This is a genomic window from Micromonospora sp. CNZ299 (genome assembly GCF_002754415.1).
Window position 1 is genome coordinate 5,352,723 of sequence record NZ_PEFG01000001.1, and the last position, 18,180, is coordinate 5,370,902.

At 69.6% G+C, this 18,180-nt stretch carries 12 protein-coding genes; 3 read left to right on the top strand and 9 right to left on the bottom strand.

Features of this window, described 5'->3' with window-relative positions; all coding sequences use genetic code 11:
• Positions 1-61 precede the first annotated feature (61 nt).
• Positions 62-1,465 carry a Si-specific NAD(P)(+) transhydrogenase gene (gene sthA / locus CLT68_RS24465; RefSeq protein WP_088948621.1) on the top strand — a complete coding sequence of 468 codons (1,404 nt, stop codon included), beginning with the start codon at positions 62-64 and terminating at the stop codon, positions 1,463-1,465.
• A 158-nt stretch (positions 1,466-1,623) separates the two neighbouring features.
• Here sthA and CLT68_RS24470 read toward each other — a convergent pair whose 3' ends face one another.
• The 9 genes from CLT68_RS24470 to CLT68_RS24510 form a co-directional block, all read right to left on the bottom strand.
• Positions 1,624-3,006, bottom strand: a complete 1,383-nt coding sequence (locus CLT68_RS24470; protein WP_099854366.1) for a glycoside hydrolase family 10 protein — start codon at positions 3,004-3,006, stop codon at positions 1,624-1,626.
• 37 nt (positions 3,007-3,043) lie between these two features.
• Positions 3,044-4,414, bottom strand: a complete 1,371-nt coding sequence (locus CLT68_RS24475) for an extracellular catalytic domain type 1 short-chain-length polyhydroxyalkanoate depolymerase (protein ID WP_099854368.1) — start codon at positions 4,412-4,414, stop codon at positions 3,044-3,046.
• 306 nt (positions 4,415-4,720) lie between these two features.
• Positions 4,721-6,856: an alpha-glucuronidase gene (locus CLT68_RS24480; RefSeq protein WP_486482298.1), complete on the bottom strand. Its 2,136-nt coding sequence runs from the start codon at positions 6,854-6,856 to the stop codon at positions 4,721-4,723.
• Positions 6,853-8,886, bottom strand: coding sequence for a beta-galactosidase (locus CLT68_RS24485; protein ID WP_099854370.1), 2,034 nt, complete (start codon positions 8,884-8,886; stop codon positions 6,853-6,855). Before CLT68_RS24485 ends, CLT68_RS24480 begins: the two co-directional genes overlap by 4 nt.
• A complete protein-coding gene (locus tag CLT68_RS24490) occupies positions 8,883-9,572 on the bottom strand; it encodes a DUF624 domain-containing protein (RefSeq protein WP_099854372.1) in 690 nt (229 codons plus the stop codon). The genes CLT68_RS24485 and CLT68_RS24490 overlap by 4 nt, the downstream gene beginning before the upstream one ends.
• Before the next feature lie 127 nt (positions 9,573-9,699).
• Complete coding sequence (locus CLT68_RS24495; RefSeq protein WP_099854374.1) at positions 9,700-11,337, bottom strand: ABC transporter substrate-binding protein; 1,638 nt, start codon at positions 11,335-11,337, stop codon at positions 9,700-9,702.
• A 55-nt stretch (positions 11,338-11,392) separates the two neighbouring features.
• A complete protein-coding gene (locus CLT68_RS24500) occupies positions 11,393-12,304 on the bottom strand; it encodes a carbohydrate ABC transporter permease (protein ID WP_099857583.1) in 912 nt (303 codons plus the stop codon).
• Positions 12,301-13,290, bottom strand: a complete 990-nt coding sequence (locus CLT68_RS24505) for an ABC transporter permease (protein ID WP_088948629.1) — start codon at positions 13,288-13,290, stop codon at positions 12,301-12,303. The genes CLT68_RS24500 and CLT68_RS24505 overlap by 4 nt, the downstream gene beginning before the upstream one ends.
• Positions 13,291-13,299: 9 nt before the next feature.
• On the bottom strand, positions 13,300-15,675 hold the full coding sequence (locus tag CLT68_RS24510; protein WP_099854375.1) for a beta-xylosidase/alpha-l-arabinosidase: 2,376 nt from the start codon (positions 15,673-15,675) through the stop codon (positions 13,300-13,302).
• A gap of 317 nt (positions 15,676-15,992) precedes the next feature.
• Here CLT68_RS24510 and CLT68_RS24515 point away from each other — a divergent pair, with 317 nt between their 5' ends.
• Together CLT68_RS24515 and CLT68_RS24520 are read left to right on the top strand one after the other, a co-directional pair.
• Positions 15,993-17,030, top strand: coding sequence for a LacI family DNA-binding transcriptional regulator (locus tag CLT68_RS24515; protein WP_099857585.1), 1,038 nt, complete (start codon positions 15,993-15,995; stop codon positions 17,028-17,030).
• Between the two features lie 22 nt (positions 17,031-17,052).
• Positions 17,053-18,069 carry an acetylxylan esterase gene (locus CLT68_RS24520; protein ID WP_099854377.1) on the top strand — a complete coding sequence of 339 codons (1,017 nt, stop codon included), beginning with the start codon at positions 17,053-17,055 and terminating at the stop codon, positions 18,067-18,069.
• Positions 18,070-18,180 lie beyond the last annotated feature (111 nt).

Consider the following 18,180-nt stretch of genomic DNA (forward strand, 5'->3'; position numbering starts at 1 on the left):
ACGAATAACGCTCGACTCCGGGGTCTGGCGCGCGCCGCGACATATTGCGACGCTAACGCCTGTGTATGACTACGACCTGTTGGTGCTGGGCTCCGGACCCAGCGGTCAGAAGGCCGCGATCGCCGCCGCCAAGCTCGGCAGGCGGGTCGGCATCGTGGACCGCCGCGACATGATCGGTGGGGTGTGCATCAACACCGGCACCGTCCCCTCCAAGACCCTGCGCGAGGCCGTGCTCTACCTGACCGGGCTGAGCCAGCGCGACCTCTACGGCAGCAGCTACCGGGTCAAGGACGAGATCACTGTCAGCGACCTGGCGGCCCGGACGCAGCACGTGATCGCCCGGCAGACCGACGTCATCCGCAATCAACTGGCCCGCAACCGGGTCGCGATGATCACCGGCACCGGGCGCTTCGCGGACGCGCACACGATCTGGGTCGACGGCGGCTCCGGCCGCGAGTCCAGAGTGACCTTCGACAAGATCATTATCGCTGCCGGCACGCGCCCGGCCCGCCCGGACAGCGTCGACTTCGACGACCGGACGATCGTGGACTCCGACGGCGTCATCAATCTCCAGGCCGTGCCGCGCAGCATGGTCGTGGTCGGCGCCGGCGTGATCGGCATGGAGTACGCGTCGATGTTCGCCGCGCTCGGCACCAAGGTGACAGTTGTGGAACGCCGGGACCGGATGCTCGAGTTCTGCGACGAGGAGGTCGTCGAGTCGCTGAAGTACCACCTGCGCGACCTGTCCGTGGCGTTCCGCTTCGGCGAGGAGGTCGCCGCCGTGGAGAAGCACCAGACAGCGGCGCTCTGCATCCTCAAGAGCGGCAAGAAGATCGTCGCGGACACGGTCATGTACTCGGCCGGCCGGCAGGGCCAGACCGACGACCTCGCGTTGGAGGCGGCCGGGCTGGAAGCGGACCGGCGCGGCCGGATCGCTGTCGACGCCAACTACCGCACCCCGGTCGACAACATCTACGCCGTCGGCGACGTGATCGGCTTTCCCGCCCTCGCGTCCACCTCCATGGAGCAGGGCCGGTTGGCCGCGCAGCACGCCTGCGGCGAGCCGATCCGGGAGATGCACGGGCTGCAACCGATCGGCATCTACACGATCCCGGAGATCAGCTTCGTCGGGCAGACCGAGGCGCAGCTCACCGACACCTCGACACCGTTCGAGGTGGGCATCGCGCGCTACCGGGAGCTGGCCCGGGGCCAGATCGTGGGCGACTCGTACGGCATGCTGAAACTGCTGGTCTCCCCCGACGACGGCCGACTGCTCGGGGTGCACGTGTTCGGCACCGCCGCCACCGAGATCGTCCACATCGGTCAGGCGGTGATGGGCTGTGGCGGCACGATCGACTACCTGATAGACGCGGTGTTCAACTACCCGACGCTGGCCGAGGCGTACAAGGTCGCCGCCCTGGACGCCTCCAACAAGATCCGCAACATAACCCGCATAGACGGCTGACCCCGCCCCGCCCACTGTCCCCGGCCTGCCGGCCCTTTGGCCCGGTGATCAAGAGGTTTGCGTCACGACACGCCGTGCCCGGTGACGCAAACCTCTTGATCACGCGGCCGGAGGGCCGGTGCGGAGGCCGTAGGGCCTCCGCACCGGCCCTCCGGGGTTCAGCTTGCTGAGCAGGTTGGGGTCAGGGTGCCAGCGGTGCCGTTGGCCTGGAAGCCCCACTCGGTGAACTGGCCGGCGCCGACCTGGCCGTTGTAGGCGACGTTGGTCCAGTTCGTCGAGCCGGTGCTACCGCTGCGGTTGGCGTTCCAGGCGTTGGTGACCGTCGCGCCGGACGGCAACGCGATGCCGACCGTCCAGCCGTTGATGGCCGACGAGCCGGCCGTCACCTTCACCGTGGCCACGAAGCCACCCGTCCACTGGTTCACCGACACCGTCGCGGTGCAGCCGCCCTGCCCCGGAGGCGGGGTCGTGGGCGGGTCGGTCGGCGGATCGGTGGGCGGATCGGTGGGCGGGTCCGTCGGCGTGGTGCCGTTGTTCAGTGCGGCGAGGACCGCGTCGTATGCCGGCTTCTTGGACCCGTTGCTGTTGAACAGCAGTGGCGTCTGCGACGCCCGCCACGAGTCACTGTCGCGGATGCCCCACACGGTGATGCCGTTGCAGCGGGGCACCGCGAGGCAGTCCTCCACCACACTGCGGTAGGTGGCCGCGGATGCGCCCTGGATGTCCAGTTCGGTGATCTGCACGTCGACACCCAACGCGGCGAAGCTCGACAGCGTGGTGCGGTAGTTGCTCACGTAGGGCGAGTCGTTGTTGAAGTGCGATTGGAAACCGACGCAGTCGATCGGCACACCACGGGCCTTGAAGTCGCGGACCATGTTGTACACGCCCTGCGTCTTGGCGTGCGTCCAGTTGTCGGTGTTGTAGTCGTTGTAACAGAGCTTGGCGTTCGGGTCGGCGGCACGCGCGGCGCGGAACGCCGCCTCGATCCAGTCGTTGCCCGTGCGCTGAAGGTTGGAGTCACGACGGCCACCGGAGCTGCCGTCCGCGAACGCCTCGTTCACCACGTCCCACGCCACGACCTGACCACGGAAATGGGTCGCCACCTGCGTCACGTGGTTGAGCATCGCCGACCGCAGCGCGCTGCCACTCATGCTCTCCATCCACGGCGGCTGCTGGGAATGCCAGGCCAGGGTGTGACCCCGCACGCTCATGCCGCGGCTGCGCGCGTGGTTGACGATCTGGTCCGCCGCCCCGTAGCTGAACTGACCCTGCTGCGGCTCCGTCGCGTCGATCTTCATCTCGTTCTCGGGCGTCACCGAATTGAACTCACGGTTCAGAATCGTCGTGTACGCACTGTCGGACAGCTTGTACGCCGCCACGGCCGTACCGAAATAGCGGCCCTTCTCGGCGGCGGACGCGCCGAGCGTGGTCCCGGCGGCGGCGGGTGCCGTCGTGAACAGTGCCATGCCGGCGGCGAGCGCACCCGCGCCGGCCAGCGCGAGCGCGGCTCTCGATGCCGCCTTCCACTTCGTTCTTCTCATCGTGCGACTCCTTCTGTGGTGATGGGGTGGTGGGGAATCAGGACACCGAGCAGACGGCACCGTTCAGGGCGAACGACGAGGGCTTGCCGGTGCCGCCGGCATGGGTGGCCTGGAAGCCGATCTCGACCGACGCGTTCGGGGCGATGGCGGCGTTGTAGGAGACGTTGCGGGCGGTGACCGCACCGCTCGTCGGGGCGTACTGGGCGTTCCAGCCGCTGGTGATGACCTGTCCGCTGGGCAGCGTGAAGGCCAACGCCCACCCGTTCACGGCGGCCGTGCCGGTGTTGGTGATGATCACGCTCGCGGTGAGCCCGTTGTTCCAGGCGTTGACCGTGTAGCCGACCCGGCAGGCGCCCGCGCTGGGCGGCGGAGTCGTCGGAGGCGGCGTGGTCGGAGGCGGCGTGGTCGGAGGCGGCGTGGTCGGAGGCGGCGTGGTCGGAGGCGGCGTGGTCGGAGGCGGCGTCGTCGGGGGCGGAGTAGTCGGTGGCGTGGTGCCGTCCAGCCCGAAGAAGCGGATCACCTGCGCGGCGTCGACTGGCAGGTTGTGCGAGACACCCTGCATGCTGATCGCCTCGACCGGCGCCATCGCGCCGCTGCTGCCATAGCGGGTGCGGGTGTAGCCGGACTGCGGGGTGTCGGTGAACGTCGGGGTCTGGCTCAGCCCGTGCACGTTGGTCCACTGCTTGACCTGCTCACCGAAGTTCGGGTAGCGCAGCGTCTCGTCGTTGGTGCCGTGCCAGATCTGCATCCGCGGTCGCTGGCCGGTGTAGCCCGGGTACGCCTCGCGGACGAGGTCACCCCACTGCTGTGGGGTGTTGATGAGCTGCCCGTTCGCGCACTGGCTGTTCCACTCGGAGCTGCCGCCGGTGGCGAAGCAACCGAAAGGCACCCCCGCGAAGGACGCGCCCGCCGCGAACACGTCCGGGTAGACGCCCAGCATGACGTTGGTCATCATCGCCCCGGAGGAGGTGCCGGTGGCGAAGATCCGCGCGGGGTCGGCCGAGTAGCGCTGCCGCACGTACTCGACCATCGACATGAGCCCGACCGGATCGCTGCCACCGCCACGACGTAACGCCTGCGGCGAGTAGACGTCCCAGCACTTGCTGCTGCGGGTGGCCGACGGGTAGATCACGATGAACCCGTACCGGTCCGCGAGGGATGCGTACTGGGTGCCCGAATGGAACGCCGGGCCCGTTCCGGTGCAATAGTGCATGGCCAGGAGGATCGCCGGCCGGGTCGCCACCCGGTCCGGGACGTAGAGGTGCATCTGGAGGTTGGTGGGGTTGGTGCCGAAGTTGGTCACCTGCGTGAGCGTCGCCGCCGACGCCGGTGTGGGGAACGTCAACGCGGCGGCGGCCAGGGTCACGGCCGCCAGCACGACGCCAAGCGTCCTTGTCTTCAGTGTCATCGTCGCGATCCCTTGCGAAAAAGGCGCGTGGAAGGGGACTCAAGTCGAGGACTGCCCTTCGCCCGACCTTGACCGCGGCTCGCGTGACCATGCCAGCTTCAATCGAGAACACTCGATTGTCAAGAGTTCCGGAAACCTTTCGCCGCAACGCTTCCGGCGGCCACCTGCGCTCCGATCGATATCGACGGGCGTGAGCACCGCCGGCTGGTGGCGAGCAATTACCGGGACGTTCTCGAAACATACCTGGCTTACCGGAGACACCACGGGAAGGCCCGACCCGATGGCCGCGCCTCCCCGTCGTGCCGATCAGTAGATGGTCCGCCCTCGCTCGTCGGGCACCCCGGACTTGCGGTGGAAGTACGTGTTGATCTGGTCGCGCCACTCGGTGGCACAGCGCACCTGCTCGTCGAGGCGCTCGGCCACCCTCTCGTACACGGCCGGGTCGATCATCCCGTTCAGGGTCTGCCACCGCCGTCGCATCGCCACCACCTCCTCGACACCGGCGAAGTGGGTGTCGTAGATGTGCTGGATGACTGTCGACCCGCTGTGCAGGACGTGCCCGTACGGCACGTGGTGGAAGAAGAGCAGCAGCTCATCGGGGCAGCTCTGCGGCGACTCGTACACCTGGGCCCAGTACGGCGGGTACTGGCCGGCGAAGCCGGTGCCCGACGCACGGCTGCGGTCCACGCCCACACCGTCGCGGTCGGCGAAGTGGTAGGTGCCCCACCGCGTGTACTCGTACCCGTCGACGCCGGGACCGTAGTGGTCGCCAGGGTTGACCATGAAACCGACGCCCAGCGGCGCTGTGTAGCGCTCGTAGGTGCGCCACGAGTCGTCCATGATCTCGTGCAGGGTCCGCCCCACCAGCTCCGGTTCGGCGGTCGCCGACGGCGGGAAGGTCAGCGCGATCCACTCGTCGAGGACCGCCCGCGGATCCAGTCGCGGATCCCAGGTGAGCCGCCCGAACGTGTACAGGTTGGCCTGCGCCAACGGGTGCCCGGTCCAGAAGAGGTCATCGCCCACGTTGGCGACCGCGACCAGACCACCGCCCGCGCCCGACTCCCCCGCGGCGATGTCAGCGACCGTCCGCCCGCCGGGCCCCCACGGCGCGAACCGCAGCACCTCACCCCACCACGGGCCGAGGTGGCAGACGTGTCGCTGCTGACCGGTGTATTCCTGGGTGACCTGCAACTCCACCGCCAGCCGGGTGGCGGGCATCGCGGCGATCACCGGGGAGACCGGTTCCCGGGTCTGGAAGTCCACCGGCCCGAACTTCACCTGCACGACCACGTTGGTCCGGAAGCGCCCGTCGAGCGGGGCGAAGTGGTCGTACGCGGCGCGCGCCCGGTCGGTGGACCGGTCCCGCCAGTCCTGGTGGTGGTTGTAGACGAACGCCCGCCAGTGCACCACTCCCCCGAGCGGGGCCAACGCCTCGGCCAGCACGTTCGCCCCGTCGGCGTGGTCTCGCCCGTAGGTGAACGGGCCGGGCTGCCCCTCCGAGTCGGCCTTCACCACGTAACCGCCGAAGTCCGGGATGCGCTCGTACACCCTCCGGGTGGTCGCCGCCCACCAGACCCGCACCGCCTCGTCCAAGGGGTCGGCGGTGGACAGGCCACCGAGGACCACGGGCGCGGCGAAGGTGATCGACAGGTGCACCCGGATGTTGTACGGCCGCAGCACGTCCGCGATCTCGGCCACGTCGCCGAGCCGGTCGGTGAGCAGCAGCGCCTCCGTCCGGGCCACGTTGACGTTGTTCACCGAGATCGCGTTGACACCGCTGGCGGCCAGCAGCCGCCCGTACTCCCGGACCCGGGCCAGGTCGCCGCGCGGGCGGCCGTCCTGCCAGAAGATCGAGCCGCCCGCGTACCCCCGTTCGACCTGGCCCATCACCGGGTGCACGGCCACGTTGTCCCAGTGGTTCAGCATCCGCCGGCGCAGCGCCGGCCGGTGCCGCTCCGGCGGGCGGGCCGGATCGAAGGCTGCCGCGCAGAGCCGGACCACGTGGAACAGCCCGTACAGCAGGCCGGCGGGCGCGTCGGCCAGCACCACTGTCACCTCGCCGTCGCGGGCCAGCAGGAAACCCTCGTCGCCGAGCGGCTCACCGCCGATCCCGGTCAGCGCCGCCTCGGCCGCCGACCGCGCCGCCTGCACCGCCCGGCTGGGCAACTCGTCGGCACCGCGCAGGGCGAGCACCAGGTCGACGTCGACGTCCCAGGAGGGTGAGTGCCACACCCGTCCGCCGTAGCGCGCACAGGCACGCGAGACCTCGTCCAGGACGGTGTCGACGAGCAGGCCGTCACCGTGGACAAGGACGCGGCGCGCGCCCAGCGACCGGAACGCCTCCGGGGGCAGCCAGGCCGCGTGGACGCGCGGCTCGCGGGGTTCCATCGGTTCCTCGACGAACATCAGGTGCTCCAGGTGGACGGACTCCTCGGCGTTCACCCGTCCTCCCGCACGACGACGACACCGTACGCCGGCAGGCGCAGGGCCGAACCGGTCAGTGCCCGGTCACCGGTGAGCAGGTCGACGCCACTGGTCGGGGCGGTCACCTCGATCGGCTCGGCGCGGTGGTTGAGCAGGAACAGCAGCCGCGATCCGTCCGGCGCGACCCGCACGGCGGATTCCAGGTCCGGTGTGTCCGGGTAGGGCCCGAGCACGTCGTGCCGGGCGAGCACCTGTCGGACCACCCAGGACACCCCGGTCTGGTCCAGGCCGGCTGCCACGTACCAGCCGTCGCCGGCGCCGAAGGGGTTACGGGTCACCGCGGGAGTGCCCGCGTAGAAGTCGGCCTGGTACGTGCCGACCACCTGCGCGCCCTGCGGGATCACCAGCTCGAACAGCAGCCGCGCCTCGACGTCGACCTGATCAGCGCCGCCACCGAGGCGGACCGGGTTGACCACCTCCGGGCCGCGGGCGTCCCACTCGTCGATCCGGACACCCATCAGCTGCCCGAGCGGGCCTGGCACGTCCATCAGGAAGGCCTGGTCGTTCTCGTCCACCCGGCCCGACAGGTAGGTGGTGAGCACCGATCCGCCGCGCTCAGCCACCGCCTCCAGGCGCTGCGGCAGATCACCCTTGAGCATGTGCAGGGCCGGCGCGACGACCACGTCGTAGCCGGACAGGTCGGCGGTCACCGCGACGACGTCCAGGTCCACGCCGGCGTCCCAGAGCGCCCGGTGGTACGCGAGCACTACCTGCTGGTAGCGGACCAGCCGGGACGGCCCGTCGGAGATCTCCAACGCCCACCAGCTGTCCCAGTCGAACAGCAGCGCCACCCGGGCCGGCGTCCGTGCGCCCAGCGACGCCGCGCCGAGTCGGTCCAGCTCGGCGCCCAGCTCGGCGACCTCCCGGAACACCCGGGTGTCGGAGCGACCGGCGTGGCCGATGACAGCCCCATGGTATTTCTCGCTCGCGCCACGGGAGGCCCGCAGCTGGAAGAACAGCACCGCGTCCGCGCCGTGCGCCACCGCCTGCCAACTCCACAACCGCATGAGACCGGGCCGCTTCAACGGGTTGACGTCCCGGCACGCGGTGACGCCCGGCGACTGTTCCATCAACCAGAACGGCTGGCCGTCCTTGAGCCCGCGCATCAGGTCGTGGGTCAGCGCCATCCGGGCCGCCGACTCGTCGTCCGGCGGGTAGTTGTCCCAGGAGGCGAAGTCAAGGTGCGCGGCCCAACGGTGGTAGTCGATCGGCCGGTACATGCCCATGAAGTTGGTCGTCACCGGCAGGCTGGGGCTGGACTCCCGGATGGCCGTCTTCTCGTCGAGGAAGTTGGCCAGCAGCGCGTCGGAGGAGAACCGCAGGTAGTCCAGGGTGATTCCCTGGAACGCGGTGTGGTCCGGCCCGCGCCAGTGCTCGGTGAGCGCCGACGGCGGCTCGATCTGCTCCCAGTCGGTGAAGGTGTGCGACCAGAAGGTGGTGTACCAGGCCGCGTTCAGGTCCTCCAGGGTGCCGTAGCGCTGGCGCAGCCAGGCCCGGAAGCCGGCCGAGCAGAGGTCGCAGTAGCAGGCGCCGCCGTACTCGTTGCCGATGTGCCACGCGACGACCGCCGGGGTGTCGGCGTAGCGGCGGGCGACCCGGCGGGCCAGCTCGACGGAGAGCCGGCGGAAGACCGGGGAGCTGGGGCAGGAGTTGTGTCGTTGCCCGAACCGGTGCTTGCGGCCCTCGAAGTCGGTCCGGGTGACCTCCGGGTACGCCTTCGCCAACCACGCCGGGTGTGCCCCGGTGCCGGTTGCCAGGCAGATTCCGCGTCCCTCGGCGGCGGCCCGCTCCACGATCCGGTCCAGCAGCGAGAAATCGCACACGCCCTCGGCGGGCTGGACGAGCGCCCAGTCGAAGACGCCGATGGTGACCAGGTCGATCCGGGCGCTGTCGAAGAGACGGTGGTCCTGCTTCCACACGTCCTCGGGCCACTGCTCCGGGTTGTAGTCGCCCCCGAAGGGCACCTTGGCGGTGACGGGCAGGCTCATGGGGTGAACTCCTTCCGGATCAGGTGGATCATCGGGTCACTGACGCGCAGGAACGCGAGGATCGCGACCGAGCCGAGCATCGCCAGCACCGCCTCGGAGAAGACCGCCGTGATCCCGGCCGCCGCGGCCAGCAGCAACGCCGTGCCGACGGGGACACCGGGGGTACGCACGAGGAAGTGCACGGCCAGCCGGAGCACGTCCCGGGTGCGGAAGTCGAACAGCGCAGTGATCACCAGGGCGTTGGCCGCGCAGAGCGTCACTCCCACGGCGAGCAGGACCAGCGGCACCACCCACCAGCCCCCGAGGCCGACGGCACCCCGGTAGGCGAGGTTCAGGGCGAGCACGGTCAGCCACAGCAGCGTCGGCACCCAGACGCGCAGCGTGCCGGCCAGGTTCGCCCGGTACCCGCGCCAGAACAGGGCGGCGGGCCGCAGGTCGGTCAGGTCGAGGCGCTGGTGGCGCAGGGCGTACAGGGCGGCGGAGATCGCCGGGCCGACCGGCAGGAGGAACAGCGCGACCAGTGGCAGGTTGCTGGGGTCACGACCCAGCAGCAGCAGTGGGAGCAGGCCGGGCACTGTGGTGAGCAGAAGCAGCAGCTCGACCACGAGCAGGATGTAGACGCGGGAGGTGATCCGCGACAGCGGCCCGTCGCCGAACTGTCGCCAGACCTGGGCGGTGCCGCTCACTGTTGCTCCTTCCGGTCGGTCCCGACGACCGGCAGAGCGCGGTGGGTCGCGCGCGTCGTACCGGCCGGTGGTGGCCGGGAGGTCCGGCCGGGCCGCGGGTGCGCCGCCCGACCGGATCTCCCGCTGATCAGCCGTTGTTCTTCTGGAACCGTTCGTACGCCTTGTTGACCACGTCGATGTACTGCTCGGAGTTCTTCGCCTTCAGCTCGGCCACGTACGCGTCCCACTCGGTGAGGGGCCGCTGGCCCAGAGCGAACTTGAGCGTGTTCTGGGTGACGAAGTCCTTCAACGGGGTCTCCCAGAGCGACACCTGCTCGCGCTCCTCGTCGGTCAACGGGGCGGGCGGGGGCACCACCCTGGGCGGGCGGGCGTCCATCACCTTCTGGAACTCCAGCTCCTCCGGGGAGAAGAACCCACGCACCAGGTCTGGGCTGCCACCGTAGGCGAAGACGCCGTTCTGGAAACCGAAGTCCTTCTGCAGGTGCTTGGGGGCCTTCGGGTTGAGGCCGAGGAAGTCGACTCCGGGGTTGAGCGTGCGCTTGCCGGACGCGTCCTTGGTGAAGGTCTCGCCCTCGATGCCCCAGCGGGCGAACTCCAAGCCGGCGTCGGAATACCACAGCCAGTCGATGAACTGCATCATGGCCACGAAGTTCTTGCTCTCCCGGGCCTTCGCGGAGATCATGATGCCGTTCTCCAGCCGGGGGAACGGGTTGACCTCGCCGGCCGGGCCGATCGGTAGCGGAATCTTGGCCATCTTCGCATTCGGCAGGGTCTTGGCCAGGTCGGGCCGGTGGTTGTTGACCAGGGTCTGCGCGTTGCCGGTGACCACGAAGGACTTGCCGTTGGCGAGCTTCTGGCGTGCCTGGTCGTCGGTCTGGGTGAAGCTCTCCGGGTCGAGCAGGCCCTCGGCGACGAGCTTGTGCAGGAACGTGACCATCTGCCGGTACTGCTCGGACGCCCCGGTGTAGTTGAACTTCTTCGCCGCCGGGTCCCAGGTGGCGTGCTGGTAGTCCCAGCCGGCCTGGGTGCCGTGGGCGGAGCCGAGGATGTTGAGCAGCGCGCCGGTCGGGTTGGGCTTGCTGAAGAGGTCGGAGTACGGGTAGACGTTCGGGTACTTGGCCTTCATCGCCTTGAGCACTGTGTACAAATCGTCCCAGGTCTTCGGGACTGCGAGGTTGAGCTCCTGCATGATGTCGGTGCGCACCAGCACCGTGTAGTCCTGCGTGGGCTTCTCGTGCATGCCGGGCAGCAGGTAGAACTTACCGTCGGACTGCCGCAGGTTGTCGATCTCCGGCTTGAGGTTCCACTTGGCGATCTTGTCCTTGAGGTTGGGCATCAGATCCAGGTAGTCGCTCACCGGGAGGATCGCCCCGGACGACACGAACGCGTTCTCCTGCGGGTGGTACGTCTTCGGGATGATCAGCGGAGCGTCACCGGCGCCGATGAGGAGGCTGCGCTTCTGCTCGTAGTCACTGAGTGGCACGGCGACCGGCTCGATCTTGACGTTGGTCCGCTTGGTCAGCTCGGACCAGAACAGCCAGTCCTCCTTGAGCGGATAGAAGGTGTGGTTGTTGTAGAGCGTGGAGAAGGAGAGCGCCTCGGTGGCCTTGAACTGGTCGCCGACGCCGTAGTTGGCCATCGCGCCGGCCCGGTTCTCGGAGAGGTCCTTCGACTCGCCGGGGTCCTCGGAACAGGCGGTGGTGAGGCTGAGCGCGAGCACACCCGCGGTGGCTATCGCCACCCGGCGCCACGTCTTGTGGAGCATGGCTCGTCCTTTCGGTGGTGGGGGTGAAGGAAGTGATGCGATGCAGCGCCCGGCGTCATCCCTTGACCGCGCCGAGCATCACGCCGGAGACGAAGTACCTCTGGACGAAGGGGTAGACCGCCAGGATGGGCAGTGTGGTGAGCACGATCGTCACGGCCTGGAGCGTGGCCGCGGCCTGCACGACGTCGGCGTCGGCGGCGCCGGACTGCTGTGCGTCGGTGGCACCCGCGATGAGGTTGCGCAGGTACACGGTGACCGGCAGCAGATCCTGCTGGTCGATGTAGAGGAACGCGGTGAACCACGAGTTCCAGAACGAGACCGCGTAGAAGAGCACCATCGTCGCGATGATCGCCTTCGACAGCGGCAGCACGATCCGCAGCAGGATGCCGTAGGTGTTCAACCCGTCGACCGCCGCGGCCTCCTCCAACTCGGTCGGCAGGCTCTCGAAGAACGCCTTCATGACCAGCAGGTTGAAGACACTGATGGCGTTGGGGATCACCACGGCCCAGATGGTGTTCTTCATTCCCAGGCTGGTGACCAGCACGTAGTTGGGGATCAGGCCACCGGAGAAGAACATGGTGAACAGCGCGATGCCGACGAGGACCCCGCGGCCCTTGAGCTGCGGCTTGGACAGCACGTACGCGTAGCACGTGGTCAGCACGATCGAGATGAGCGTGGCGACCACCGTGTACACCAGGGTGTTGCGGTAGTTCGTCCAGAACAGCGAGTCGGACATCACCAGCTTGTACGCGGTCACGTCGAACCCGCGCGGGATGATGCTCACCTTCCCGGCGAGGATGTACGCCTCGTCGCTGAGCGAGCGGGCCACGATGTTGAGGAACGGGTACAGCGTCACGATCACGACGCCGATGAGGACGACCGTGTTGATGATCCGGAAGATCCGGTAGCCCCGGCTGTCCACCGGCCCGCGCGTCTTCGGGGCCTCGCGCTTCGTGCCGAGGGTCACCACAGGCTCGTCCCCACCGTGCGACGGGAGATGAGGTTCGCCGACAGGACCAGGATCAGCCCGATCACCGCCTCGAAGAGACCGATGGCGGCCGCGTAGCTGAAGTTGCTGGACTGGAAGCCCATCCGGAACAGGTAGGTGGAGATCACGTCCGCGGTCGGGTACGTCAGCGGGTTGTAGAGCAGCAGGATCTTCTCGAACCCGACGGCCATGAAGCTGCCGATGTTGAGGATCAACAGGGTCACCATCGTGGGCCGGATGCCCGGCAACGTCACGTGCCAGGTCTGCCGCAGCCGGCTGGCTCCGTCGATCCGGGCGGCCTCGTACAGGTCCTCGTCGATGGTGGTGAGGGCGGCGAGGTAGAGGATCGTTCCCCAGCCGACGGTCTGCCAGACCTCGGACGAGACGTAGATGGTGCGGAACCATTCCGCCTGCTGGAGGAACGCCACGGGATCGCCGCCGACGATCCGGACCAGCTGGTTGGCCGTGCCGTCGATCGAGGTCAACTGCATGACCATCGCCGCCACGATCACGATCGACAGGAAGTGCGGCAGGTACGACACCGACTGGACGAACCGCTTGAACCGGCGGGCACGCACCTCGTTGAGCAGCAGCGCCAGCACGATCGGCAGCGGGAAGCAGAACAGAAGGGTCAGCGTCCCGAGCACCAGGGTGTTGGTGAAGACCTCCCAGAACGTCGGGTCGGTGAAGAACATCCGGAAGTACCGCAGCCCCACCCAGTACTCGCCGAAGATGCTGCCGCCCGGCTTGAAGCGGCGGAACGCGATGATGTTCCCGAGCATCGGCAGGTAGCGGAAGACCAGGAAGAACAGCAGCGGAAGGATGGCCAGGGAGTAGAGCTGCCAGTCCCGGCGCAGCGCCTGCCGCCAGCTTCGGCGTCGGCGCGGCGAGCGCGGGGCAGGGCTGGGAGCCGCTGCCGGAGACCGGGGCGGCGCCGGCGGCGGTGGCCGCAACGTGGATGTCATCCTCGCCTCCTAGACGGACTGCGGAACGGCCACGAGGGGCTCGACCCGCACCGACGTGAGCAGCTCCCGGTGGTGGCCCACCTGGCGCTCGGCTCCGGTCAGCCGCAGCGACAGGGCCGCCGCCACGTCACCGCTGGACCGGCCGAACCGCAGCTCGACCTCGCCGGGCTCGACGATCCGCCGACCGGACAGGCCGATGAACGACGCCACGTCGGCCGGTACGCCGAACGTCACGTGCGCCACCTCGCCGGGCTCCAACGGCAGTCGGGTGTAGCCGACCAGGCGGACCACCGGGCGGGTGGTCTGCGCGACCGGGTCGTGCAGGTAGAGCTGGACCACCTCGGTGCCGGCCCGGTCGCCGGTGTTGGTGACAGTGATCCGCACCCGCACCTCGCCGTCGGTCGGCCACGCCGCCGGCTGGTCGTGCGTGCCACCCGCCGGCTCGACAACTGTGGCGTCGGACCAGTCGAAGGTGGTGTAGCTCAGGCCGTGACCGAACGGGTAGGCCGGGGTCGGGTCGATCGAGGACACCTTGTTGCGCCGGCCGAGCGGAGGTGCCAGGTAGGTGCTCGGCAGTCCGCCAGCGTCCCGGGGCACACTCACCGGCAGCCGCCCGGACGGGTTGACCGTGCCGGTGAGCACCTCGGCGAGCGCCTGCCCGCCGAGCTGGCCGAGGAAGAACGCCTGCACGACGGCCGCCGCGGCGTCGAACTCCGGGCCGAGCGCGTAGGGGCGGCCGGTCATCAGCACCAGGACGACCGGGGTGCCGGTGGCGAGGACGGCACGGACCAGGTCGGCCTGCACGCCGGGCAGTCGCAGGTCGGCGGCGTCGCACCCCTCGCCGGAGGTGCCCCGACCGAACATCCCCGCCCGGTCGCCGACGGCGAGCACGCACACGTCGGCGGCGGCAGCCGCGGCAACCGCCGCCGGGATGCCGGAGGTGTCCTCACCGGTGATGGTGCAGCCCTGCTCGTGGCTGAGCAGCGGGACGCGTCGAGCCAGCTCGTCGCGCAGCGAGGGGATGTCCAGGCCCAGCCCGAACTCGCTGTGGTGGACGCCGACGTGGTTGGGGAACGAGTAGCAGCCGAGCATGGCCATCGGGTCGTCGGCGACGGGGCCGACCAGGGCGACCCGGTTGCCCACGGGCAACGGGAGGACGCCGGTGTTGCGCAGCAGGACGACGGCCTCCCGGGCCAGGCGTACGGCGACGTCCTGGCTGGCCTCGTCGTCGAGACGCAGCGACGCCACGTCGTCGGGCAGTTCCTGCCAGCCCTCGTCGAGCAGACCGATCTCGATCTTCTGGATCAGCACCCGGCGCAGCGCGCCGTCGATCAACGCCTCGTCGACCTCGCCACGGCGCACGGCCTCCACCAGCGTGGTGCCGAAGGTGTCCACTGTGGGCAGCTCGACGTCGATCCCGGCCCGCAGGGCGAGCCTTGCCGCGTCGGCGGGGCCGTCGGCGACACCGTGCAGGGTCTCCAGGAAGCGTACGGAGAAGTAGTCAGCGACCACGGTGCCGGTGAAGCCCCACTCGTCGCGCAACAGCCCGGTCAGCAGCCCGTGGTCGGCGGCCACGGGCAGGCCGTCAATCTCGGCGTAGGAGTTCATCACCGAGCGGGCGCCGCCGTGGCGCAGCGCCATCTCGAAGGGCGGCAGGATGACGTCGGCCAACTCCCGGGGGCCCATCGGCACCGGCGCGAGGTTGCGTCCGCCACGGGAGGCGGAGTAACCGGCGAAGTGCTTCAGCGTGGCGACCACGCCGGCCCGCTCCAGGCCCCGCACGTACGCGGCACCGGTCGTCCCCACCAGGTAGGGATCCTCGCCGATCGTTTCCTCGGTGCGGCCCCAGCGGTAGTCGCGGGTGACGTCCAGGACCGGGGCGAGACCCTGGTGTACGCCGGCTGCGCGCATGGACCGCGCGATCCGGTCGGCCATCGCCTCGACCAGGTCGGGGTCGAAGGACGCGCCCCAGCTCAGCGGGGTCGGGTAGACGGTGGCCCGCCACGCGGCGAACCCGGTCAGGCATTCCTCGTGCACCTGCGCCGGGATGCCGAACCGACTGGCGGCCACGATCTGCGCCTGCGAGGCCGCCAGCGACCGGGCACCGAGCACCGGGTCGACCGGCGCGGTGCCGAACGGGCGGGTGAGCTGGCCCAGCCCGTGCTGGATGACGGTGCTCCACTGCGGCAGCTCGCTGATCATGTCGGACTGGTGTGGCGCCACACCCTCGCCGGTGGCCTCCGCGCCGACCCACACGCCGACGAGTTGGGCGATCTTCTCCTCCAGCGACATCTTCGGCAGGAGCGCGTCGGCCCGCTCGGCCGGCGTCAGCCGCGGATCGCGCCACGGCGCGGTGTCGCTGTCCCCGGGCAACTGACTACTCATGCCTTGACCCCTCAGCTCCGGCCACGTCCCCGTGCCCTCGTGGAACCCGTTCCGTGGCGGACATTTCACGATCCGAAACTTTCCGGAAATCCGCGTAACCTTTTCGGCAACCTAAGGTCCCCATCGATGTGTGTCAAGAGTCTCAATCGGACGTCCGACGGCCGCATCCTGCACACAGTGACTCCGCCGATGGCACTCCGTGGCGCACACGCCATATATGGGCCCACCTACGGCCGGACCGGCTGTCGCACCGGCTGGTGTGGCCGACTGATCGTGTTAAGGTCTGCCGAAACTTTCGGATGCTGCTTGAGGTCGCGATGACAGAGCACCGCCCGCTCGACCCACCCGCCTCCACCACCATCGCGACCATCGCCAACGATGTCGGCGTCTCGGTCGCGACGGTGTCCAAGGTCCTCAACGGACGCGGCGATGTCGCCCCCGGCACCAGAGCCCGCGTGGAGGCGAGTCTCGACCGCCACCAGTACCAGCGCCGCGCCCGCCGGCCCTCGCCCGGCGGAGGACGTGTCGAACTCGTCTTCCACGAGTTCGACACGGGATGGGCGATGGAGATCCTGCGAGGCGTGGAGGCGGTGACCACCGCGGCCGGCGTCGGGTTGTCGGTCGCCCAACTCGACGGCGCGCACCGACCGCCGGCGCGATGGCTGGAGGCGTTGCTCGCCGACCGACCATTGGGCGTGGTGTTCGTCCTCTCCCACCTGGCCGAGGCGCAACAACAGCACCTGAGGCGCCAGGGCATACCGTTCGTCGTCGTCGACACCGACAGCGCGACCTCGGCCTCCGTGCCCACCGTCGGCTCGAACAACTGGAACGGCGGCCTGCTCGCCGCCCGGCACCTGCTGGATCTGGGCCACCGGCGGATCGCCATCATCTCCGGGCCACCCGACGTGCTCTGCAGCCGCGCCCGCGCCGCCGGCTTCCAGTCGGCCCACGAGGAAGCCGGGATAGCGGTCGACCGCGAGCTGGTCCGCTACGGCAGTTTCTCCGCCGGCGCCGGGCACGCCCACGGGCTGCAACTGCTACGCCAGCCGTCCCGACCGACGGCGATCTTCGCCGGGTCGGACATCCAGGCCATGGGGGTGCTCCGGGCCGCACGCCAGTGCGGCCTCCGAGTGCCCGAGGACCTTTCGGTGATCGGGTACGACAATCTGCCCGTCTCCGCCTGGACCGACCCGGCTCTCACCACGATCAACCAGCCGTTGCGTGACATGGCTGGCATCGCCACCCAGATGTTGCTCGACCTGACCCGGGGCAACGAGCCGGCGACCAGCCGGATCGACCTGGTGACCGAGTTGGTCGTCCGGGAGAGCACCGCACCCACCGCCGATCCGCACTGATCCCGGCCCCCTGCGAGGACCCGTGTCTGACTCCGCCTTCATCCCCGACGAACTCCAGCGATACGCCCCCGAGGTCGCCGAACCCGACGACTTCGACAGGTTCTGGCGGGACACGCTCGCCGAGGCGGCTGCCCGACCGGTGCTCGTCGACGTCCGGCCGGAGCCCACCGACCTGCGGCTGCTCGACTCGTGGGACGTCACGTTCGCGGGCTTCGGCGGTGACCCCGTACGGGCCTGGTACACCCGCCCGGCCGATCGACCCGAGCCGCTGCCCACCGTGGTCGAGTACGCCGGGTACGGCCGCGGCCGTGGCCTGCCGCACGAGCGGCTGATCTGGCCCGTGGCCGGCTACGCGCACCTGCTGATGGACAACCGGGGTCAGGCGGGTCAGTACGGGGCCGGGGACACCCCCGACCCGCACGGCGCGCCGGGCGGACCCTCGCCGGTCACCTGGGGCATCCACGACCCGCGTGACTACCACTTCCGGCGTCTGATCACCGACGCGGTGCGGGCGGTCGAGGCGGTCCGCGCCCTGCCGGGGGTCGACGTCGACCGGGTCACCGTGGTCGGCAACAGCCAGGGCGGCGGTCTGGCCCTGGCGGTGGCCGGTCTGGTCGCCGACCTGAGCGCGGTGCTGACCACCGCGCCGTTCCTCTGCGACATGCGACGGGCCGTCCAGCTCAGCGAACCCGCGCCGTACGGCGAGATCGCGCGTTACCTGGCCGTGCAGCGGGAGGCCGAGGAGTCCGTGTGGCGCACCCTGTCCTACGTCGACGGTGTGAACTTCGCACGGCGTGCGACGGCGCCGGCGCACTTCGGGGTGGGCCGACGTGACACCGTCTGCCCGCCGCGCACGGCCTTCGCCGCCTACAACCATTACGGCGCCGGCAACGGGAGGCCCGTCCGGCCGGAGCGGGAGATGCACGTCTACCCGTTCAACGGCCACGAGGGCGGCGAGGCCGTCCACGTCCGGCGGCAGCTGCGCTGGCTCGACTCGGTGCTCCAACCTGACCGGTGGCAGGACTGCGCCCCGTCATGATCGACACGGCTTTCAGGAAACCGGGGTGTCGCACCGGTCCGGACACCGCGCCTTCCGGCAAACCGAGTCGATCATGGCGTGATCGCTCCGAACACCTCGGTCGACGTCGGC